The organism is Pseudomonas sp. FYR_7 (genome assembly GCF_043106155.1).
In the GTDB taxonomy this organism is placed as follows: domain Bacteria; phylum Pseudomonadota; class Gammaproteobacteria; order Pseudomonadales; family Pseudomonadaceae; genus Aquipseudomonas; species Aquipseudomonas parafulva_B.
The window spans coordinates 25,292-42,633 of the sequence record NZ_JBICMI010000026.1; the positions used below are offsets into that span (position 1 = coordinate 25,292).

Here is a 17,342-nt window from a genome sequence, read left to right on the forward strand (position 1 = left end):
GGCAAGGACGATGACCAGCAGTAAGGACACTCTGTGAAGCCAAGCAGTACGCTTTCACCGTGGTTGCTGGGAGCCTTCGGGCTCCTGGCCTTGAATTTTCAACCGGTGGCCCAGGCCGCCGATGACATAGACCCTGCATTACGCCAGATCGGGCCGTCCCTGCTCAGGGACGCGCCTGACGCGGTACCGGCAAGGCCCGCCGTGGGCATGGCCCCGGTCGCCGACGCGCAGCCCTTGGGGCTGTCCGAGGCCGTGTTGCAAGCCGCGCAATGGCACCCGAGCATCGCCGAGGCCATCGGCAACCTGTACAAGCAAGGCGAAGGTATCAATGTCGCCCGCGCAGGTTATTACCCGCAGATTTCCGGCGGCCTGCGTACCGGTTATGACACCGGCTACGGCGGTGACCGCAGCAGCCAGGCCATCAACCTGTCGCTCAAGCAGATGCTGTACGACTTCGGCAAGGTCGATCATGCGGTCAGCGCTGCCCAGGCCGCAGCCGCCCGGGCCCAGGCCAATATCCTGCTGGTGGTCGATGACCTGGCCCGCGACACGGCCTACGCCTGGATCGAAACGCGCCGCTATGAGCAGCTGATCGGCATTGCCCGTGACCAGATCCGTGGGGTAGGCGACATTGCCAGCATGGCCCGCCAGCGCAGTGACATGGGCGCCAGCACCCGCTCCGACGTGGTCCAGGCCGAGTCGCGGGTACAAAGCGCCCGCGCCGTGCTGGAAGAATACAGTGCCCAATACGAGCGCTGGCGCTCGACCCTGGCGGCCTTGCTCGGACGCGCCACGCCGGTCTCCCTGGACGAACGAACGCCTCGGGAACTGGCCCAGGCCTGCAAGCGGCCGAGCCAGGGCGACGAGCGCCTGCCAGCGGTACTGATGGCGCTTGCCCAACGTGCCCAGGGCCAGGCCGAACTGGCCCAGGCCAAGGCCGAGGCCTACCCTACCGTGTCGTTGCAGCCCCAGGTCAACCACTACCTGGACAATGACTACAACCGTGACAACTCACGCCTGGACCGTACCCAGGCCGGTATCTACCTCAACGTGGAGGTGCCGATCTACCAGGGCGGCTCCATCAGTGCCCGCAGTCGCGCGGCGGGCTATGCCCTGACGGCCGCCGATTCGGCCGAGGATGCCGCGCGCTTGCAGGCCCGCCGCGGCCTGGCCGAAGCCACCGCGCAAACAGCGGGGCTGGGCCGCCGCCTGAGCTCGCTCGAGGCCCGCCAGGACAGCATTCAGGAAGCGCGGATGCTTTACGGCCGCCAGTACCTGGACCTGGGCACGCGCCCCCTGCTCGACTTACTCAATGCCGAGCAGGAAATTTACCAGTCGCGCTTCGAACTGGCCGGCACCCGTTCCGACCTGCTGCGCCTGGACGTGGACTGCCTCTACAACACGGGCGCCCTGCGGGCGGCCTTCGGCCTCGAGGGGCGTAACCTGCAAGGTGTGGAGATTCAGCCATGAGCGATCCGGTCAATGTGACACTGCCCGAACAGGCCCACATCCCGGCACCTGCCACCAGCGCGCGGGCTGACCTCGGCCCTTGGCTGGAGGTGATGCTGCAGGTCGCGCACCATTATCGTCTGGACGTGTCCCCCCAGCGCATCCGCCTGGCCGCCGATGAGGATGCCCGGCCCCTGGACGAAATCCTGCGCCACATGGCACGCCAGGCCGGCCTGGCCTTGCGCTTTGTGCGTTTCGACGCAAAAGGCTTGCGGCAATGGCGCACGCCGCTGGTGCTGGAGCTTGATGACGGCCAATTGGCCGTGGTCGAGTCGGTGACCCAGGAGGATGACCTGGCGGTGGTCTTCGCAGGCGATCAAGGGCTGACCTCGCGCCTGCCCCGCGATGCGCTGCAAGGCAGGATCACCCGCGTTGCACTGCTGCGCCCTGCACGGCCACTGCGCGATGTGCGCACCGATGACTACACCGCCCCGTACGACCGTCACTGGTTCGCTCGCATCGTGCTGCGCGACCTGCGCCCTTATGGGCAAGTGATGATCGCCTCGCTGGTCGCCAACGTTCTGGCGCTGGCCGGGGTGCTGTTCTCGATGCAGGTCTACGACCGCGTGATTCCGGCCGAATCATTGCCGACCTTGTATGTGCTGTTTGGCGGCGTGGTGCTGGCGCTGGTGTTCGACTTCAGCATGCGCCTGCTGCGGCTCAAGGTTACCGACCTGTTGGGCAAGCGAGCCGACCTGCGCGTCAGCGACCTGGTCTACGGCCACGCCCTGCGCCTGCGCAACTCGGTGCGGCCCAAGTCCACCGGCTCGTTCATTTCGCAGTTGCGCGAGCTGGAGTCCATCCGCGACCTGATCACCTCCAGCACTGCGACGGCACTGGCCGACCTGCCCTTCTTCCTGCTGTTCCTGTTCGTGTTCTGGCTGATCGGCGGCGTGCTGGTGTTCGTGCCGATCGTAGCCCTGGTGGCGATGGTGGTGCCGGGCTTGCTCGCGCAGCGGCGCCTGGCACGGTTAGCCAATGCCTCGATGCGCGAGTCCTCGTTGCGCAACGCCATGCTGGTCGAGAGCATCCAAGGCCTGGACGAGATCAAGGCCCTGCAAGCCGAAGCGCGTTTCGAGCGGCAATGGAACCAGTACAACGCCGCCTGCGCCCACACCAACCTGCGCCTGCGCACCCTCACCAACGGGCTGGTGGCCTGGACGCAGAATGTGCAAGGGGCCGTGTTCGCCGTGGTCATCGTGATCGGTGCGCCCATGGTGATCGCCGGTGACCTGACCACCGGCAGCCTGGTGGCCGCCTCCATGCTGGCCTCGCGCATGATGGCGCCGTTGGCCCAACTGACCCATGTCCTGACTCGATGGCAGCAGGCCAAGGTGGCCCTGCAAGGGCTGGACAAGCTGATGCAATCGCCAGTAGACCATCCTGAAGGCGAGGCACGGGTGCACATGCCTGCCCTGCGCGGTGAATACCGCTTACGCCAGGCCACCTTCCGCTACAGCGAAGAAGCGCCGCCTGTGCTCAACATCGCGCAGCTGGACATTCGTCCGGGTGAGCGCATTGCCGTGCTCGGTCGCAACGGCGCTGGCAAGTCGACGTTGCTGCAGGCGCTGGCCGGCAGCATGGACCTGATGCAGGGCGAGGTGAGCCTGGACGGTATCGCCATGGCGCACCTGGACCCGGCCGACGTGCGCCGTGACGTGGGTTTGCTGGCCCAATACGCCAGGCTGTTCCACGGCACCTTGCGCGAGAACCTGACCCTGGGCGCCGGCCAGGCCAGCGATCAGGAGCTGGTGGCGGCGCTGTCGGCCACCGGTGCGCTGGATTTCGTGCGTCGCCTGCCCAAAGGCATGGATCACCTGATCCTCGAAGGCGGCCTGGGCTTGTCCGGTGGGCAGCGCCAGGCCCTGGTGCTGTCGCGGTTGCTGGTGCGCCAGCCGCAGGTGCTGCTGCTGGACGAACCTACTGCTTCGCTCGATGACATTACCGAGCGCCGGTTGCTGGATAACCTGGACCGCTTCTGCCAGGGCCGCACCCTGGTGATCGCCACCCACCGGTTGAGCGTGCTGCAGCGGGTGGACCGCATCCTGGTGCTCGACGGCGGCCGTATCGTGATCGACGACGCGCGCGACGTCGCGTTGGCCAAACTGCAAGGAGCGCAGGCATGAGCAACCATGAACTTCCCGCCTCTTATCTCGATGGTCAGGATGACCAGGCGGTGTTTCGGGCCGGGCGCCTGATCACCCTGTGCGCGGTGATGCTGGCGGCATTCCTGGCTTGGGCTGCCTGGTTCGAGGTGACCGAGGTGTCCACCGGCACGGGCAAGGTCATCCCCAGCTCTCGCGAACAGATCATCCAGTCGTTCGAAGGAGGCATCGTCGCGCAGATGAGCGTGGCCGAAGGTGATCTTGTCGAGCGCGGCCAGGTCCTGGCCCAGCTTGACCCGACCAAGACATCATCGAGCGTGGGCGAAAGCGAAGCCAAGTACCGCGCGGCCAAGGCCAGCCAGGCGCGGCTGCAGGCAGAGGTCACGGGCAAGCCGCTGAAATTCCCGGCCAGCCTGCGCGAGTCGCCCGAGCTGATCGAGGCGGAGACGGCGCTGTACACCACCCGCCGCCGTGGCCTTGAGCAGACATTGGCCGGTATCGAGGACTCGCTGCGGCTGGTGCGCAGCGAGCTCAAGATCACCGAAAACCTGGCGAAGATGGGCGCCTCCAGCCGCGTCGAGGTCATCCGCCTGAACCGTCAACGCTCGGAACTGGAGCTCAAGGCCACCGAGGCGCGCTCGGAGTACCTGGTGCGAGCCAGGGAAGAGCTGGCCAAGGCCAGTGCCGAGGCCGACAGCCTGTCGGAGGTGATTCGTGGCCGTAGCGACTCATTGACGCGCCTGACCCTGCGCTCGCCTGTGCGGGGCATCGTCAAGGACATCGAGGTCAATACCCTGGGCGGTGTGGTGCAGCCCGGCGGCCAGGTGATGAAGATCGTGCCGATGGATGAACGCCTGCTGATCGAAACCCGCATCGCGCCACGGGACATTGCCTTCATTCACCCCGACCAGGCCGCGAAAGTGAAGATCAGCGCCTACGACTATTCGGTGTACGGCGGCTTGGACGGCAAGGTGGTGGGGATTTCGCCGGATACCCTGCAGGACGAGGTCAAACCTGAAATCTATTATTACCGGGTGTTCATTCGTACCGAACAGGACAGCCTGCAGAACAAGGCCGGCAAGCAGTTTGCGATCGTGCCGGGGATGATCGCCACGGTGGATATTCGCACCGGGGAGAAGACCATACTCGACTACCTCATCAAACCCCTGAACCGGGCCAAGGAAGCCTTGCGCGAACGTTAGCGCAGGCGCCCCTAAAGCCTTGACGGAACAGGCCGATAACCTGTTATCCCCTGTTCCCCACCGAAGGTCACCATGGCCAAGCAAAATGCCCGCGCGGACGCGTTGTCCCTGCTGTTGTTCACCCTGCGCAGCGGCAAGCTGATGGCAATCAACCTGCTCAAGGTCAGCGAAATCATTCCGTGCCCGGCGCTGACCAAGCTTCCCGAGTCCCACCCGCATGTCAAAGGCGTGGCGACCCTGCGCGGGCATCCGCTGTCGGTGATCGACTTGTCCCGCGCCATTGGCGAGCGACCGCTGGCCGACCCCAACGCAGGGTGCTTGATCGTCACCGAGATCAGCCGCTCGCGCCAGGGCCTGCATGTGCAGGCGGTCAGCCGCATCGTGCACTGCCTGAGCACCGACATCAAACCGCCGCCTTACGGTGCGGGCAAACAGTCGTTCATCACCGGCGTCACCCGTGTGGACAACACCTTGGTGCAGGTGCTCGACATCGAGAAGGTCATTCACGGCATCGCCCCGGCACCCGTCGAATCGCCCGCCAGTGGCCTGAGCGTCGAGGACGCCAGCCTGCTGGCCGCCGCCAACATCCTGGTGGTCGACGACAGCAACGTCGCCCTGCAACAGTCGGTGCATACCCTGCGCAACCTGGGGATCGAGTGCCGTACCGCCCGCAGTGCCAAGGACGCCATCGGCATTCTGCTGGAGCTGCAAGGCACGGCGCAGGAGATCAATGTCATCGTCTCGGACATCGAGATGAGCGAGATGGACGGCTATGCCTTCACCCGCAGCCTGCGCGAGAGCCCGGATTTTCAGCACGTGTACGTGCTGCTGCACACCTCGCTGGACAGCGCCATGAGCAGCGAAAAGGCGACCCAGGCCGGGGCCAACGCCATCTTGACCAAGTTCTCGTCCCCCGAGTTGACCGACTGCCTGGTGGTGGCGGCGCGGGCCGTGGTCTTCGCTGAGCGCTGACCTGCCAGCACGGCTGCGGGTTTGCCCCTCGGACTGACTGGGGCATACTTCCAGACCCTCTCGCAACCAGCAGGAAGCCACGCATGAAACGTATCAGCCTCATCCTGATCAGTTGCGCCCTGTCCAGCGGCCTCGTCCAGGCCTCCAGCAGCCAGGCCTGGAACGAGCACCGTCAGCAGATGCTCAAGGCCTGCCTGGCTGCCAGCCAGTTCAAGAACGCCCATGCTCGCGGCAAGCCCGCCGAGTTCGACGACCAGTCCGGCATGAGCGCACTGCTGATCGAAGGCGTGTACCCGCAAAAGCACATGAAGCAGCGTACCGGTACCGAGTTGTGCCTGTATGACCGCAAGCAGCAGCGGGCGTATGTAAGTGAATGGAGCCCGCAAACCAAGTGAGCGATAGCCTGCGTTTCGCCTGCACCGGCTGTGGCAAGTGCTGCAGCGGCCACCATGTGCCCCTGACCCTGGTCGAGTCGCAGCGCTGGGCCCGCGACGGTGGGCAGGTAATCGTGCTGATAGAGGCATTCGTCGTCGACGGCCCTGGCATGCCTCCTGAGCAACGCGAACATGTGCTGTTGCGCTCTCACGCCGTACCCAGTGCCGACGGCCAGATCCGGGTGTCGGTAACCTTCGCGGCCTTCAACCCTGGCCGCTGCCGCTATCTGGCCGACAACGACCTGTGCGCCATTTACGACCAGCGCCCGCTGGTGTGCAGGATCTATCCGGTTGAAATCAACCCGCACATCCCCTTGCGGCCCGAGGGCAAGGATTGCCCGCCTGAGGCCTGGCAACAGGGGCCTGAGCTGATCCACGGCACGCAGTTGGTCGATGCCCAGTTGCAGGCGTTGGTGCAGGCCTCTCGGCAGGCAGACAGGGAGGACATCGCGGCCAAGGTGGCGGTCTGCCATGCACTGGGCATGACGACTAGCGCGCTTAAAGGCAACGGCTTTACTGCCTACTTGCCTGACATGCATGCGTTTGCCACAGCGCTTGCAGAGCAGCCCCAGGACATCTGGGGATCTTGGGCTCTGCATGTCGAGGATGCGGCATTGCAGGCACAGTTACAGGCGCATGGGGTACAGGTGACTGACCAGCCACCGGTTTATTACGCGTTTATCGGGTTCTAGGGGCGGGGCCGCTTTGCGGCCCCGGCAATGTGAGCTGCGAAGCTGAGCACCTGAAGCCGCCATCTTCGTGGCCGTTCTGGCCGAGGCAAGCGTGCGCTCCGACCACGTCCAGTAACCGTTTGAATGTGAGCCCCCTAACGCCCACTCTGAACCTCGGCTCTCATTAGTTCCCTACAAGGCTCTAAACCGGGCATTTCAAAGAAAATCCCCGCCATTCCAGCCCCGATACTTACCTTTTACGCAACAGTGCTTATCCAACTTCGCTCTGTTTAAACTGCCTCCACACGACTAACTTTACCCCTGTCCTCATTAGTACTTGCACCGCAAGAAGGTAGTTAGAAATGTCCAACAGTATGGGTATTGCCAGCGTGTTCGTCCTGTCGTCCCTGTTGTTGTCCCCCCTGGCCATGGCCGAAGAGTCGCCTGCATTCGTGGCCCGCAACGCCGAGTTCGCAGCGGCCCATCAGGAGGCCCGTGAAACAGTGGCCACACAGCATGCCGACACCGTCAAAGGCTCGCCGCAGACAGCGTCCAAAGCGGTTGTCGATACCGACGCCGACAGCTGAGCCTACGCCTCGGCGCGTTCAACAGGCGCCATGGGATTCATCTGTTTCAATATGTTAGCCTCTAAAAGCCGCTGCCCTATCAGCGGCTTTTTTTCGTATGCGCTGTGTTTTTTCCTGGCAGTTGTGTCATGCGCCAAGCATGGCCATCCCTTATAACAAGCACTGCCCCGCCTACCGATCAAGGAGTCTATACCGGTGTCTTTCGCGTTTCGCTTCACCCCGCTTTTCATTGCGCTCAGTGCAAGTATTCCCGTCACGGCTCAGGCCACCGATGACAACGCCGAGGGTTTTGTCGAGGGATCGTCGTTGAACCTGCACTTGCGCAATGCTTATTTCAACCGCGATACCCACAATCACGGTGCACGCGATACGCGGGAATGGGGTCAAGGGGCAGTGGCGCGCTTCGAATCCGGTTACACACCAGGCACTGTCGGTTTCGGTCTGGACGCGCACGCCATGCTAGGGGTGAAGCTCGACGGTGGTGGTGGTCATGCAGGCACCAGCATCCTGCCGACCCGTGTGAAAAGCGACGGTGAACTGGGGGCAGCCCCGCATTCGTTTTCCACCGCAGGCGCGGCGCTCAAGCTCAAGGCGCTGGACACCGAGTTCAAGGCCGGTGATCTGTTTCTGACCAACCCCGTGATCGCCGGTGGCGAAACCCGCATGCTGCCGCAGACGTTCCGGGGTATCAGCCTGACCAACACCAGCGTCGAAGGGCTGCTGCTTGAGGGTGGCAAGGTCAGTTTCACCAAGCCCTACAACCAAAGCGGCCATCGCCGTATCGACACCTACTACGGCTCACTGGATGAGCGCGGCAAGAGCAAGCACCTGAGCTGGGCGGGCGCAGCCTGGAGCGGTACACCCAACATCACGACCAGCGTGTATGCGGCTGAACTCAAGGACATCTGGAACCAGTACTACGCCGACTTCGACTACACCTATGTGGTCAACGAGCAGGTCAGCCTCAACCCTGGCGCTCACTTCTACCATACGCAAGACACAGGCCGGGCCTTGCTGGGCAGCATCGACAACAACACCTACAGCCTGCACCTGGCCCTCAATGCAGGCGCTCATACCGTGACCGCCGCCTATCAGCGGGTTAACGGCGATACGCCGTTCGACTACATCAACCTCGGAGACAGCGTCTACCTGGACAACTCGCGCATGTATTCGGACTTCAACGCGCCGAACGAGCGGTCCTGGAAACTTCAGTACGGGTATGACTTCGCCGGCCTCGACCTGCCTGGCCTGAGCGCATCGCTGTCGTACTCGCGGGGCAAGGCCGACCTGACCAAGGCTGCCCAGGACAACAGCCATTACGACTACTACCGGGCTGATGGCAAGCAGGCCCAGCACTGGGAACGCGACCTGGACGTCAAGTACGTGTTCCAGGAAGGCGACCTCAAAGACCTCTCGGTGCTGGTCCGTTACGCCACGCACCGCGGCGGCCAAGGCTACGCCTCGATCGATGGCAACAGCAACAACGACGAAGTGCGCGTCATCGTCGACTACCCTCTGAACGTGTTCTGACAGCCTGGTACAGACACTGGCTAATCCGTGCGGCAGGGCGATCTCTGCCGCGCTGTGATTCCGTCGGGCGAACTTGTCCGACAATCACCTCTTGCCTAGAATGTCGCCGCCGCAAATGGCCCCCAGCAGTCGCGACCATGCCTACCTCACCGTTACGCCTTGCCTCTTCCCGGTCGCACCCTGAACTGGCTCTCGTGCTGGGCAGTTGCCTGGCCGTGCTCGCCATCGTGGCCATCGTCAGCTACTTGCTGATGCGCGAGCGTGAGAGCGTGGAGCAATCGGCCGTACGCTCGGCCAACAACATCGTGCAATTGATCGAAAGTGACATCCTGCGCAATGTCGAGCTTTATGATCAGGCCCTTCAAGGGTTGATCTGGGCGGTAGGCCGCAAGGAGCTGCCCTCGGTACCCGGCCCCCTGCGCCAACGGCTGCTGTTCGATGATACCTTCGCCGACCGCAAGCGCGGGGACGTACTGTGGCTGAACAGCAATGGTGACGTGGTAGGTGATTCGACCAGCAGCGTACCGCGCAAGGCCAACTTCCGGGACACGGGCGTGTTCCAGACCCACTTGCACAACCCAAACACCGCCCTGCTGGTGGGGCCGCCGTTCAAGGCCCGGTTGGGCGACCTGGACTGGTGCATCAGCTTCAGCCGGCGCATCACCGACCCGAACGGCAATTTCGCCGGGATTGCGGCTGGCGCACTGCGCCTTGGCTATGTCACCGATCTGTTCAAACGCCTGGATATCGGTGCCAACAGCAGCGTGAACCTGTTCAACGTCGAAGGCCAGCTACTGGCCCGCCAACCCATGGGCCCGTCCGACCCATCTGTGGGCAGCCAGTACGCCGGCAAGCCCAATTTCCAGCGAATACTCGGGCAACAAAGTGGCAGCTTCGTCGCGGCCTCAGCCGGGGATAACAGCGAGCACATGTATACCTTTGCACGGGTGGGCGACCTGCCGCTGATCGTGCTGGTGGTGCATGCCACCGACGAGGTGTTCGCGTCCTGGCGCCGCACGGCGCTGCTGGTCAGCGTCGCCACCGGGCTGCTGTGTGCAGGGATCATCTGGTTGACCTGGCTGCTCGGCCGGGAGCTGCATCGCCGTTACCAGGCTGAACAGCGCCTGGCGTCCTTGGCCGCGACCGACAGCCTGACCGGCCTGGCCAATCGCCGGCACCTGGATCAAATGCTGCGCCATGAATGGGCACGTGCCCAGCGTTCCCGCCAGCCACTGACGGTGCTGATGGTGGATGTGGACCATTTCAAGGCGTTCAATCAGCGCCACGGCCATGCGGGCGGTGATCACGCACTGCGCGAGGTGGCCAAGGCCATCGAGGCCTGCATCCGTCGGCCGGCCGATCTGGCTGCTCGGTATGGCGGGGAGGAATTTCAGGTGGTACTGCCAGAAACCGACGCGCAAGGTGCACGGCTGCTGGCAGAACGGATATGCCGTAGCGTCGAGCGACTCGCTCCTTTCGGTAACGATACCCAGCCGGTCACGGTGAGCATCGGCATTGGCAGCTTCAACGCAAACACCCAGCAGGGCCTAGCAGCCATGCTGGGTGGTGCGGATGAAGCGCTCTACCGGGCCAAGGCCAAGGGCCGCAACCGGGTAGAAGGCCCGGTCACTTAAGAGCGGGCGCGGGCCGAATCACGCAGCGCCTTTACTTGGTCATGGTTGCGCTGTACGCCTTGCAGCTGTTTCTCGACCAGGGTGTAGGTGGAGTCTGTTGCACTACGACCCAGCTTCACCAGTTTCTCACGGGCCTCTTTGTAGGCCTTCAGCGCATGATCCTCACCGCGCTCGACTTCGTTGAGCACTGCCTCTTCGCTCTTACCTGTCAGCATGGACTTGAAGTTCACCCATCCCCGATGGATATCAGCTGTAATGCTGGTAGATGTCTCTGGATCCCCGCCAAGCCTACGTACTTCGCTTTGCAGTTCGGCAGCAGCGTTCGCGCACTCGCCAGCACGTTGAACGAAGAACGCTTTCAGTTCAGGATTCTTGACATCATCGGCCGATTCACGGAAACCCTTTTCGCCGTCTTTGCTGTACTCAATCAGGTCGTTCAATACGTTGATAACGTCTTTGTTAACGTCACTCATGGCAAAACTCCTTGGCAGGTGATAGTCATCTGGATAGGAGCAGTGATCGTGCCAAATTGAGCAATCTTATAAAATGCATATATTTCAATGACTTAGCCAAATCAAATATTATTTGGAAAGCAGCATTCTGCATGATTGCGCTTGGGTACTCGTGCAGATTGCCGTATGGTCGGCATTTTCACGTTCAGATCTGAAAAATGTTCAACCAGCAAAGTCTTGAACTGTTAGTGACTCGCAGTATGCCGTTTGGCAAATACCAAGGTCGGATCATTGCCGACTTGCCGGGCGATTACCTGGCGTGGTTTGCGCGCAAGGGCTTTCCTACAGGGGAGCTGGGGGAGTTGCTGGCCTTGATGCATGAAGTCGACCATAACGGTCTGAGTGACCTGCTGGTGCCATTGCGGCGCAAGCATGGGTGTTGAGCGGGTTCGCCGACAGTGCCGGTGAACGGCACTGTGCCAGGCTGACGCCGCCCCTTAAGAGCGGCATCCGTAACCGAAAAGGCTTGCCGTTAAGCACCTCTATCCCTTGGCTGGCGCCACCATCAGCTCGACGTTTTCGTTCTTCTTGATCAGCGCATACACCACCGCCGTCAACAAGCTACCTGCGACAATCGCCAACAGGTACAACGCGGCATGGTTGATGGCGTTCGGGATCAACAGGACGAACAGTCCACCATGGGGCGCCATGAGTTTGCAACCAAAGTACATGGACAAGGCCCCAGTCAGCGCGCCCCCTGCCAGGCTCGCCGGAATCACTCGCAGCGGATCCTTGGCGGCGAATGGGATGGCCCCCTCGGAAATGAAGCACAGCCCCAGTGCCAAGGCCGCCTTGCCCGCCTCTCGCTCGCTCTGGGCAAACTTGCGCCTGGCCAGGAACGTGGCCAAGCCCAGGCCAATCGGCGGTACCATGCCGGCGGCCATGGTGGCAGCCATCGGGGCATAGCTCGAAGACGCCAGCAACCCTACCGAGAACGCATAGGCGGCCTTGTTGATCGGTCCGCCGAGGTCGACGCACATCATGCCACCAAGCAGCAGCCCCAGCAGGATCGCGTTGGTGGTGCCCATGCTGTCGAGAAATCGCGTAAGGCCTTCGAGCATGGCCGCCACCGGCTGCCCCACCACATAGATCATCACCAGACCGGTGAACAGGCTGGCCAGCAAGGGAATGATCAGGATCGGCTTGAGCGCCTCCAGACTGGTGGGCAGCTTCGCCCAACGGGCAATGGCTTTGGCGCTGTAGCCGGCCAGAAAGCCCGCCACGATGCCGCCGATGAAGCCGGCACCCAGGGTGCTGGCCAGCAGCCCGCCGATCATGCCTGGGGCCAACCCTGGCCGATCGGCGATGGACCAGGCGATATAGCCGGCCAGCAGTGGCACCATCAGCTTGAAGGCCGCTTCACCGCCGATCTGCATCAGCGCAGCCGGTAGCGTCCCCGCTTGCTTGTAGGCTTCGATACCGAACACGAACGACAAGGCAATCAGCAGCCCCCCGGCCACGACCATGGGCAGCATGAACGAGACACCGGTCAGCAGGTGCTTGTAGACGCCGGTTTTTTCGCCCTTGCTGGCGGCAGCGCTGGCCGAAGCAGTCCCACCCTCCTCCACCTTGGCTTCGGCCAGCGCCTTGTCCAGGGTGGCGCGGGCCTGCTTGAGCGCAATGCCAGTGCCGCAGCGGTAGATGCGCTTGCCCGCAAAGCGCGCTGCGGGCACCTCGATGTCAGCGGCCAGCAGCACCACGTCGGCAGCTGCGATGGCTTGGGCCGAAAGCGGGTTGCGTGCCCCGACCGAGCCCTGGGTTTCAACGGTGAGCTGGTAGCCCATCTGTTGCGCGGCCTGTTGCAGGGCTTCGGCCGCCATGAAGGTATGGGCGACGCCAGTCGGGCACGCAGTGACTGCAACGATGCGCACTTCCTCGCGGGTGTCGACATCGGGGGCTACGGCCATCAGCGGCTGCGCATTGGCAGCTGCTTCGTCGAGAAAACCTTCGCGGTCAGCCAAAGCCTGGGACGGCGTGCTCTGGTACACACGCTTGCCTACAAAGCGGGTAAGGTCCACCGGGCCGGTGCTGACCACCAGCACCCAGTCGGCGTCGGCGATCTGCGCTGCGTCGAGCTGTCGTTCGGGATGCTCGGCATCCTGCACCTCGACCTGAGTGGTCCAGCCACGGCGCTGGGCCGCAGCCGCCAGCAGACGTGCGCTGAGCACGCTCGATACCTGGCCATTGGGGCAGGCAGTGAGAATGACAATGTTCATTGGCAACCCTCTTGTTGTTCTGTCAGGCTCACAGCGGCTTGCAGGCGGGCCAACTGGTTATGGTCGTTGATGCCGAAACCCACCTGGGTGACGGCCTGTGCGGCGATGGCGGTGGCACGGGCCAAAGTGCGCGATGCGGCTTCACCCTGCAACAGCCCGTGGACCATGCCGGCCACGAGGGAGTCCCCAGCACCGACCGTACTGGCCACCTTCACCTTGGGCGGTACCGCCGCCAGGGTGAAATCATGGGCGAACCAGCGTACCCCGTGCTCGCCGGCCGAAACCACCACGTGCTCGACGCCCTCATCCAGTAGCTGCCGGGCGGCCAGTCGCTGTTGATCGGCATCGTCCACGGGCGTGCCCAGGGCTTCGCCCAACTCTTCGGTATTGGGCTTGACCAGCCAGGGCAGGCTTTGCAGACCGACGCGCAGCGTCTGGCCGCTGGTGTCCAGCGCCACTTTCAAGCCCATGGCCTTGAGCTCATCGAGCAAATCACCAAACCATTGAGGGCTAATCCCGCGTGGCAGGCTCCCGGCAACGACCACGGCGTCATGCCCCGGTGCTTCCTGGCGCAACAGGCGCAGCAAGGCATCGCGGGCGGCCGCGTCCACTTCCGGGCCCAGGCCATTGATGTCGGTGACGCGGCCATCGGCCTCGACCAGCTTGAGGTTGCTGCGGGTTTCCCCAGGCACGCGCACGAAGCAATCGCAGAAGCCGCGCCAGTCGATCAGCGCTTCGAACGCCTGCAGGTTGTCCTGCCCAAGAAAACCACTGACGGTCACGGTATGGCCCAGGTCGGCCAGCACCTGGGCGACGTTCAAGCCCTTGCCAGCTGCGTGGCTGTGCTGGGCCTGGCTGCGGTTGACGTGACCGGGGCGCAGGCTGTCGAGCCCGATGGTGATGTCCACGGCAGGGTTGAGGGTCAGGGTAAGGATCTTGGCCATTCAATAACGCTCCACCAGCGCGCGAACCGCGGCGGCGCTGTCTTGTTGCAAGGCCTCGCGCGCCAGGGCGCGGGCTGTACGGGAATCGGCCTGGCGCACCAGAGCCTTGACTTCGGCGACGCTGCGCGACGCCACGCTCAGCTCGTCCACTTCAAGCCCCAGCAGCACCGCGACGGCCTGCGGGTCAGCCGCCAGTTCGCCGCAAACCCCCACCCACTTGCCATGGGCGTGGGCGGCGCGCACTGTCATGTCGATCAGGCTGAGGACCGCAGGATGCAGCCCATCGGCCTGGGCGGACAGGCTGGGGTGGCCACGGTCGATGGCCAGGGTGTATTGGGTCAGGTCATTGGTGCCGATGCTGAAGAAGTCCACCTCGCGCGCCAGTTGTGGCGCTAACAAGGCTGCCGAGGGCACCTCGACCATGATGCCCACCTGCAGGTCTGCCACGGGAATCTCCATACGCAGGCGCTCGACCATCGCACGTGCCTCGCGCCACTCGTGCATCTGCCCGACCATAGGGAACATGATGCGCAAAGGGCGTTGATCGGCGGCGCGCAGCAGAGCACGCAGCTGGTCTTCCATCACCTGCGGGCGCTGCAGGGTCAGGCGCACGCCGCGCACGCCGAGGAAGGGGTTTTCTTCCGCGGCGATCGGCCAGTAGGGCAGCGGCTTGTCACCGCCCACGTCCAGGGTACGCACCACCAGCGGGCGCCCGTCCAGGCCATCGAGCACGCGCCGGTACTCGGCCTCTTGGGTGGCCACATCCGGCGCCTGGGAATGGGCCATGAAGATCAGCTCGGTGCGCAACAGGCCGACGCCTTCGGCCCCCTGCTCCACCACTTTGGCGATACCGCTGCTTTCACCGATGTTGGCGAACACTTCGATGGCATGGCCATCACGGGTCACGGCCGGGTCGAAACGGTTGGCCCACGCGGCTTGCAAGCGCTGCTCGCGCAGGTCGCGCTCAGCCAGGGCACGCTGCAGCTCTTCGGCTGGCGGCGCGACGTTGACCACTCCGCGCTGGCCGTCGAGCAGCAGCGACGTGCCATTTTCCACTAGCAGCACGCTGGCGCCGGCTCCGACCACGGCAGGGATACCCAGCGCCCGGGCGACAATGGCGCTGTGCGCGGTGGCGCCACCCTGGGCTGTGACGATACCGGCAACCCGCGCCGGGTCGAGCCTGGCGACATCGGAGGGGCCGACCTCGCTCATCACCAGTACGTAAGGTTGGTCAGGCTCGCTCTGCGTCTGGACCCCGCACAGCTGGGCCAATACGCGGCGGCCCACGTCGCGCAGGTCGGCAGCCCGCTCGGCCAGCAAAGCGTCATGCAGCGCTTCCTGCTGGCTGGCGGCTGACTCGATCACCGCCACCCATGCGGCAGCGGCACTCTCGCCTTGGGCCAGGCGCTGCTCGACGTCGTCGGTCAGAGCCGGGTCGGCCAGCATTTCCTGATGGGTGACGAAAATCTCGCCGATGGCCGCGTCGCTGCGCTGCACCAGCACCTGAAGATCGGCACTGACGGTAGCCACCGCCTGGGTCAGCTTGTGACGTTCCTGATCGTACGACTCGCCGCGCAGCGGGTAGTCGTACGTGCGCTCGGTCACGACGTGGGCAGGGCCGCACGCGATACCCGGGGCAGCGCCCACACCCTGTACGCGGCTGCCGGCCGCCGGCGCCTTCGCCTTTTCGACGGCTGGCTGCGCAGGGGCCTCTGGGACAAGCGGCAGCGCCTCCACCTCCTCGCCCAGCCCTTGCTCGATGGCTGCCAGCAACGCAGGCAGGGCATCGGCGGCGATAGCGGGCTCGGCCACCAGTTCCAGCTCCTGGCCACGGCGCGCGCCCAGGCTCAACAGCTTGCTCAGGCTTTTCACCGAGACGCCAGGCTGACCGCTCTCGACCACGCGCACGCGAATGTCGCCCTCGAAACGTTTGGCCAGTTGCGCCAGCACCTTGGCTGGGCGGGCGTGCAGGCCGTGGGCATTGGCCAGCAGGATGCGTGCGCTCGGCCAGTCGGCAGGCGCCTCGCCGCCGAGCACTTCGAGCACGGCGCGGCTGCTGGTGGCCTGGTAGAGCATCTGCCCGCGCCCTTCGATCAACACTTCGCACAACCGTTCGAGCAATGCCTGGTGGGCAGCCCCCAGGCTGGCCAGGCAGAACAGGCCAGTCAGCGGTTGATCGCGATAACGCACAGGTTGTGCCGGGGTGACGAAGGCCAGGCCTGGCTGGCGAACTTGGCGTTCGCTGTGCAGCCACCACAAACCCTCTCCCAGCGGCAGCGGCTCTGCCTGCTGCAGCACGGCGGCAAAGCCGCTGTCCACGCAGTTGGCGCGCTGCAACAGGCGCGCACCGCGCCAGGCCAGCTCATCGAAGTCTTCGGCCGGAAGGTTCAGGGCGATCAATTGCGCATCGAGCGCCAGCGCCTGCGGTGCACCCTGCAGCAGTTTGAGCAAGGCCTCGGCCGAGCCTGCACGGCGCAGGGCTTCTGCCAGATCGGTTTCGCCCAGGGCACGGGTCAGCAATTGCAGAAGGCGCAAGTGCTCGTCAGAGCGCGCGGCGATGCCAATGGCCAGGTACACGATCTGCCCATCACCCCAATCCACACCCTCGGGAAACTGCAACAGGCGCACGCCCGTGGTGTACACCAGGTCGCGGGTCTGCGGCGTACCGTGGGGGATGGCGATGCCCTGGCCAAGGAACGTGGAACCTTGCGCCTCGCGATCCTGCAACCCTTGCAGGTAGCCCTCGGCGACCAGTCCGTCGGCGACCAGGCGATCCGCCAGCAGGCGCAATGCATGTGCCTTGTCTGGGGCCGTCTGGCCCATGGCTATCTGCTCCTTGGCGAGCTCGAGCATGACCTTCTCCCTTTGCAGTTCCCGGATGGGTACTGGAGTATTGTTGTGAAATTCACGGAAATGGCCAGTTCAACCGCCTTGCACAGTGGGCAGCAGAGGCAGAAAATCAGGAGGCTGAAACGTTTAACCTGACCAGGCGGCCACGTTACTCGATAATCTGCCGATGAAAAAGC

General features: G+C 63.9%; 14 protein-coding genes. 10 read left to right on the plus strand and 4 right to left on the minus strand.

What is annotated here, in order from left to right; all coding sequences use genetic code 11:
• Window positions 1–33 precede the first annotated feature (33 nt).
• From ACF8R3_RS07270 to ACF8R3_RS07310, 9 genes are all read left to right on the plus strand, one after another.
• Window positions 34–1,470 carry a TolC family outer membrane protein gene (locus tag ACF8R3_RS07270; RefSeq protein ID WP_058639427.1) on the plus strand — a complete coding sequence of 479 codons (1,437 nt, stop codon included), beginning with the start codon at window positions 34–36 and terminating at the stop codon, window positions 1,468–1,470.
• Complete coding sequence (locus ACF8R3_RS07275) at window positions 1,467–3,635, plus strand: type I secretion system permease/ATPase (protein ID WP_392515352.1); 2,169 nt, start codon at window positions 1,467–1,469, stop codon at window positions 3,633–3,635. The genes ACF8R3_RS07270 and ACF8R3_RS07275 overlap by 4 nt, the downstream gene beginning before the upstream one ends.
• Complete coding sequence (locus ACF8R3_RS07280; protein ID WP_196186692.1) at window positions 3,632–4,816, plus strand: HlyD family type I secretion periplasmic adaptor subunit; 1,185 nt, start codon at window positions 3,632–3,634, stop codon at window positions 4,814–4,816. The genes ACF8R3_RS07275 and ACF8R3_RS07280 overlap by 4 nt, the downstream gene beginning before the upstream one ends.
• A gap of 72 nt (window positions 4,817–4,888) precedes the next feature.
• A complete protein-coding gene (locus tag ACF8R3_RS07285) occupies window positions 4,889–5,788 on the plus strand; it encodes a chemotaxis protein (protein WP_058639429.1) in 900 nt (299 codons plus the stop codon).
• 83 nt (window positions 5,789–5,871) lie between these two features.
• Window positions 5,872–6,183: a hypothetical protein gene (locus ACF8R3_RS07290; RefSeq protein WP_392515354.1), complete on the plus strand. Its 312-nt coding sequence runs from the start codon at window positions 5,872–5,874 to the stop codon at window positions 6,181–6,183.
• Window positions 6,180–6,914, plus strand: a complete 735-nt coding sequence (locus tag ACF8R3_RS07295; protein ID WP_392515355.1) for a YkgJ family cysteine cluster protein — start codon at window positions 6,180–6,182, stop codon at window positions 6,912–6,914. The genes ACF8R3_RS07290 and ACF8R3_RS07295 overlap by 4 nt, the downstream gene beginning before the upstream one ends.
• Window positions 6,915–7,255: 341 nt before the next feature.
• Window positions 7,256–7,480, plus strand: coding sequence for a hypothetical protein (locus ACF8R3_RS07300; RefSeq protein WP_078479089.1), 225 nt, complete (start codon window positions 7,256–7,258; stop codon window positions 7,478–7,480).
• A gap of 195 nt (window positions 7,481–7,675) precedes the next feature.
• Window positions 7,676–9,010: an OprD family porin gene (locus tag ACF8R3_RS07305; RefSeq protein ID WP_196127447.1), complete on the plus strand. Its 1,335-nt coding sequence runs from the start codon at window positions 7,676–7,678 to the stop codon at window positions 9,008–9,010.
• 137 nt (window positions 9,011–9,147) lie between these two features.
• Complete coding sequence (locus tag ACF8R3_RS07310) at window positions 9,148–10,644, plus strand: diguanylate cyclase domain-containing protein (protein WP_196127446.1); 1,497 nt, start codon at window positions 9,148–9,150, stop codon at window positions 10,642–10,644.
• Here ACF8R3_RS07310 and ACF8R3_RS07315 read toward each other — a convergent pair.
• Window positions 10,641–11,117, minus strand: coding sequence for a PA2169 family four-helix-bundle protein (locus ACF8R3_RS07315; RefSeq protein WP_058639435.1), 477 nt, complete (start codon window positions 11,115–11,117; stop codon window positions 10,641–10,643). The genes ACF8R3_RS07310 and ACF8R3_RS07315 overlap by 4 nt on opposite strands.
• A 197-nt stretch (window positions 11,118–11,314) precedes the next feature.
• Between ACF8R3_RS07315 and ACF8R3_RS07320 the strand changes: the two genes are divergently transcribed.
• Window positions 11,315–11,539: a DUF3820 family protein gene (locus ACF8R3_RS07320; RefSeq protein ID WP_058639436.1), complete on the plus strand. Its 225-nt coding sequence runs from the start codon at window positions 11,315–11,317 to the stop codon at window positions 11,537–11,539.
• 99 nt (window positions 11,540–11,638) lie between these two features.
• Here ACF8R3_RS07320 and ACF8R3_RS07325 read toward each other — a convergent pair whose 3' ends face one another.
• Genes ACF8R3_RS07325 through ptsP form a run of 3 tightly spaced genes read right to left on the minus strand, consistent with a single transcriptional unit; the run spans window position 11,639 to window position 17,169 of the window.
• Window positions 11,639–13,372 (minus strand): PTS fructose-like transporter subunit IIB, encoded by a 1,734-nt coding sequence (locus ACF8R3_RS07325; protein WP_078479091.1) that lies wholly within the window; start codon window positions 13,370–13,372, stop codon window positions 11,639–11,641.
• The gene (pfkB, locus tag ACF8R3_RS07330; protein WP_392515357.1) at window positions 13,369–14,316 is read right to left on the minus strand and encodes a 1-phosphofructokinase; all 948 of its coding nucleotides are present in this window, start codon (window positions 14,314–14,316) and stop codon (window positions 13,369–13,371) included. The genes ACF8R3_RS07325 and pfkB overlap by 4 nt, the downstream gene beginning before the upstream one ends.
• Window positions 14,317–17,169, minus strand: a complete 2,853-nt coding sequence (gene ptsP, locus ACF8R3_RS07335; protein WP_392515359.1) for a phosphoenolpyruvate--protein phosphotransferase — start codon at window positions 17,167–17,169, stop codon at window positions 14,317–14,319.
• Window positions 17,170–17,342 lie beyond the last annotated feature (173 nt).

Coding starts and splice junctions, on each gene's coding strand:
- ACF8R3_RS07275 (WP_392515352.1), top strand. CDS start 1,467: ATGAGCGATCCGGTCAATGTGACACTGCCCGAACAGGCCCACATCCCG.
- ACF8R3_RS07280 (WP_196186692.1), top strand. CDS start 3,632: ATGAGCAACCATGAACTTCCCGCCTCTTATCTCGATGGTCAGGATGAC.
- ACF8R3_RS07285 (WP_058639429.1), top strand. CDS start 4,889: ATGGCCAAGCAAAATGCCCGCGCGGACGCGTTGTCCCTGCTGTTGTTC.
- ACF8R3_RS07290 (WP_392515354.1), top strand. CDS start 5,872: ATGAAACGTATCAGCCTCATCCTGATCAGTTGCGCCCTGTCCAGCGGC.
- ACF8R3_RS07300 (WP_078479089.1), top strand. CDS start 7,256: ATGTCCAACAGTATGGGTATTGCCAGCGTGTTCGTCCTGTCGTCCCTG.
- ACF8R3_RS07310 (WP_196127446.1), top strand. CDS start 9,148: ATGCCTACCTCACCGTTACGCCTTGCCTCTTCCCGGTCGCACCCTGAA.
- ACF8R3_RS07315 (WP_058639435.1), bottom strand. CDS start 11,117: ATGAGTGACGTTAACAAAGACGTTATCAACGTATTGAACGACCTGATT.
- ACF8R3_RS07320 (WP_058639436.1), top strand. CDS start 11,315: ATGTTCAACCAGCAAAGTCTTGAACTGTTAGTGACTCGCAGTATGCCG.
- ACF8R3_RS07325 (WP_078479091.1), bottom strand. CDS start 13,372: ATGAACATTGTCATTCTCACTGCCTGCCCCAATGGCCAGGTATCGAGC.
- pfkB (WP_392515357.1), bottom strand. CDS start 14,316: ATGGCCAAGATCCTTACCCTGACCCTCAACCCTGCCGTGGACATCACC.
- ptsP (WP_392515359.1), bottom strand. CDS start 17,169: ATGCTCGAGCTCGCCAAGGAGCAGATAGCCATGGGCCAGACGGCCCCA.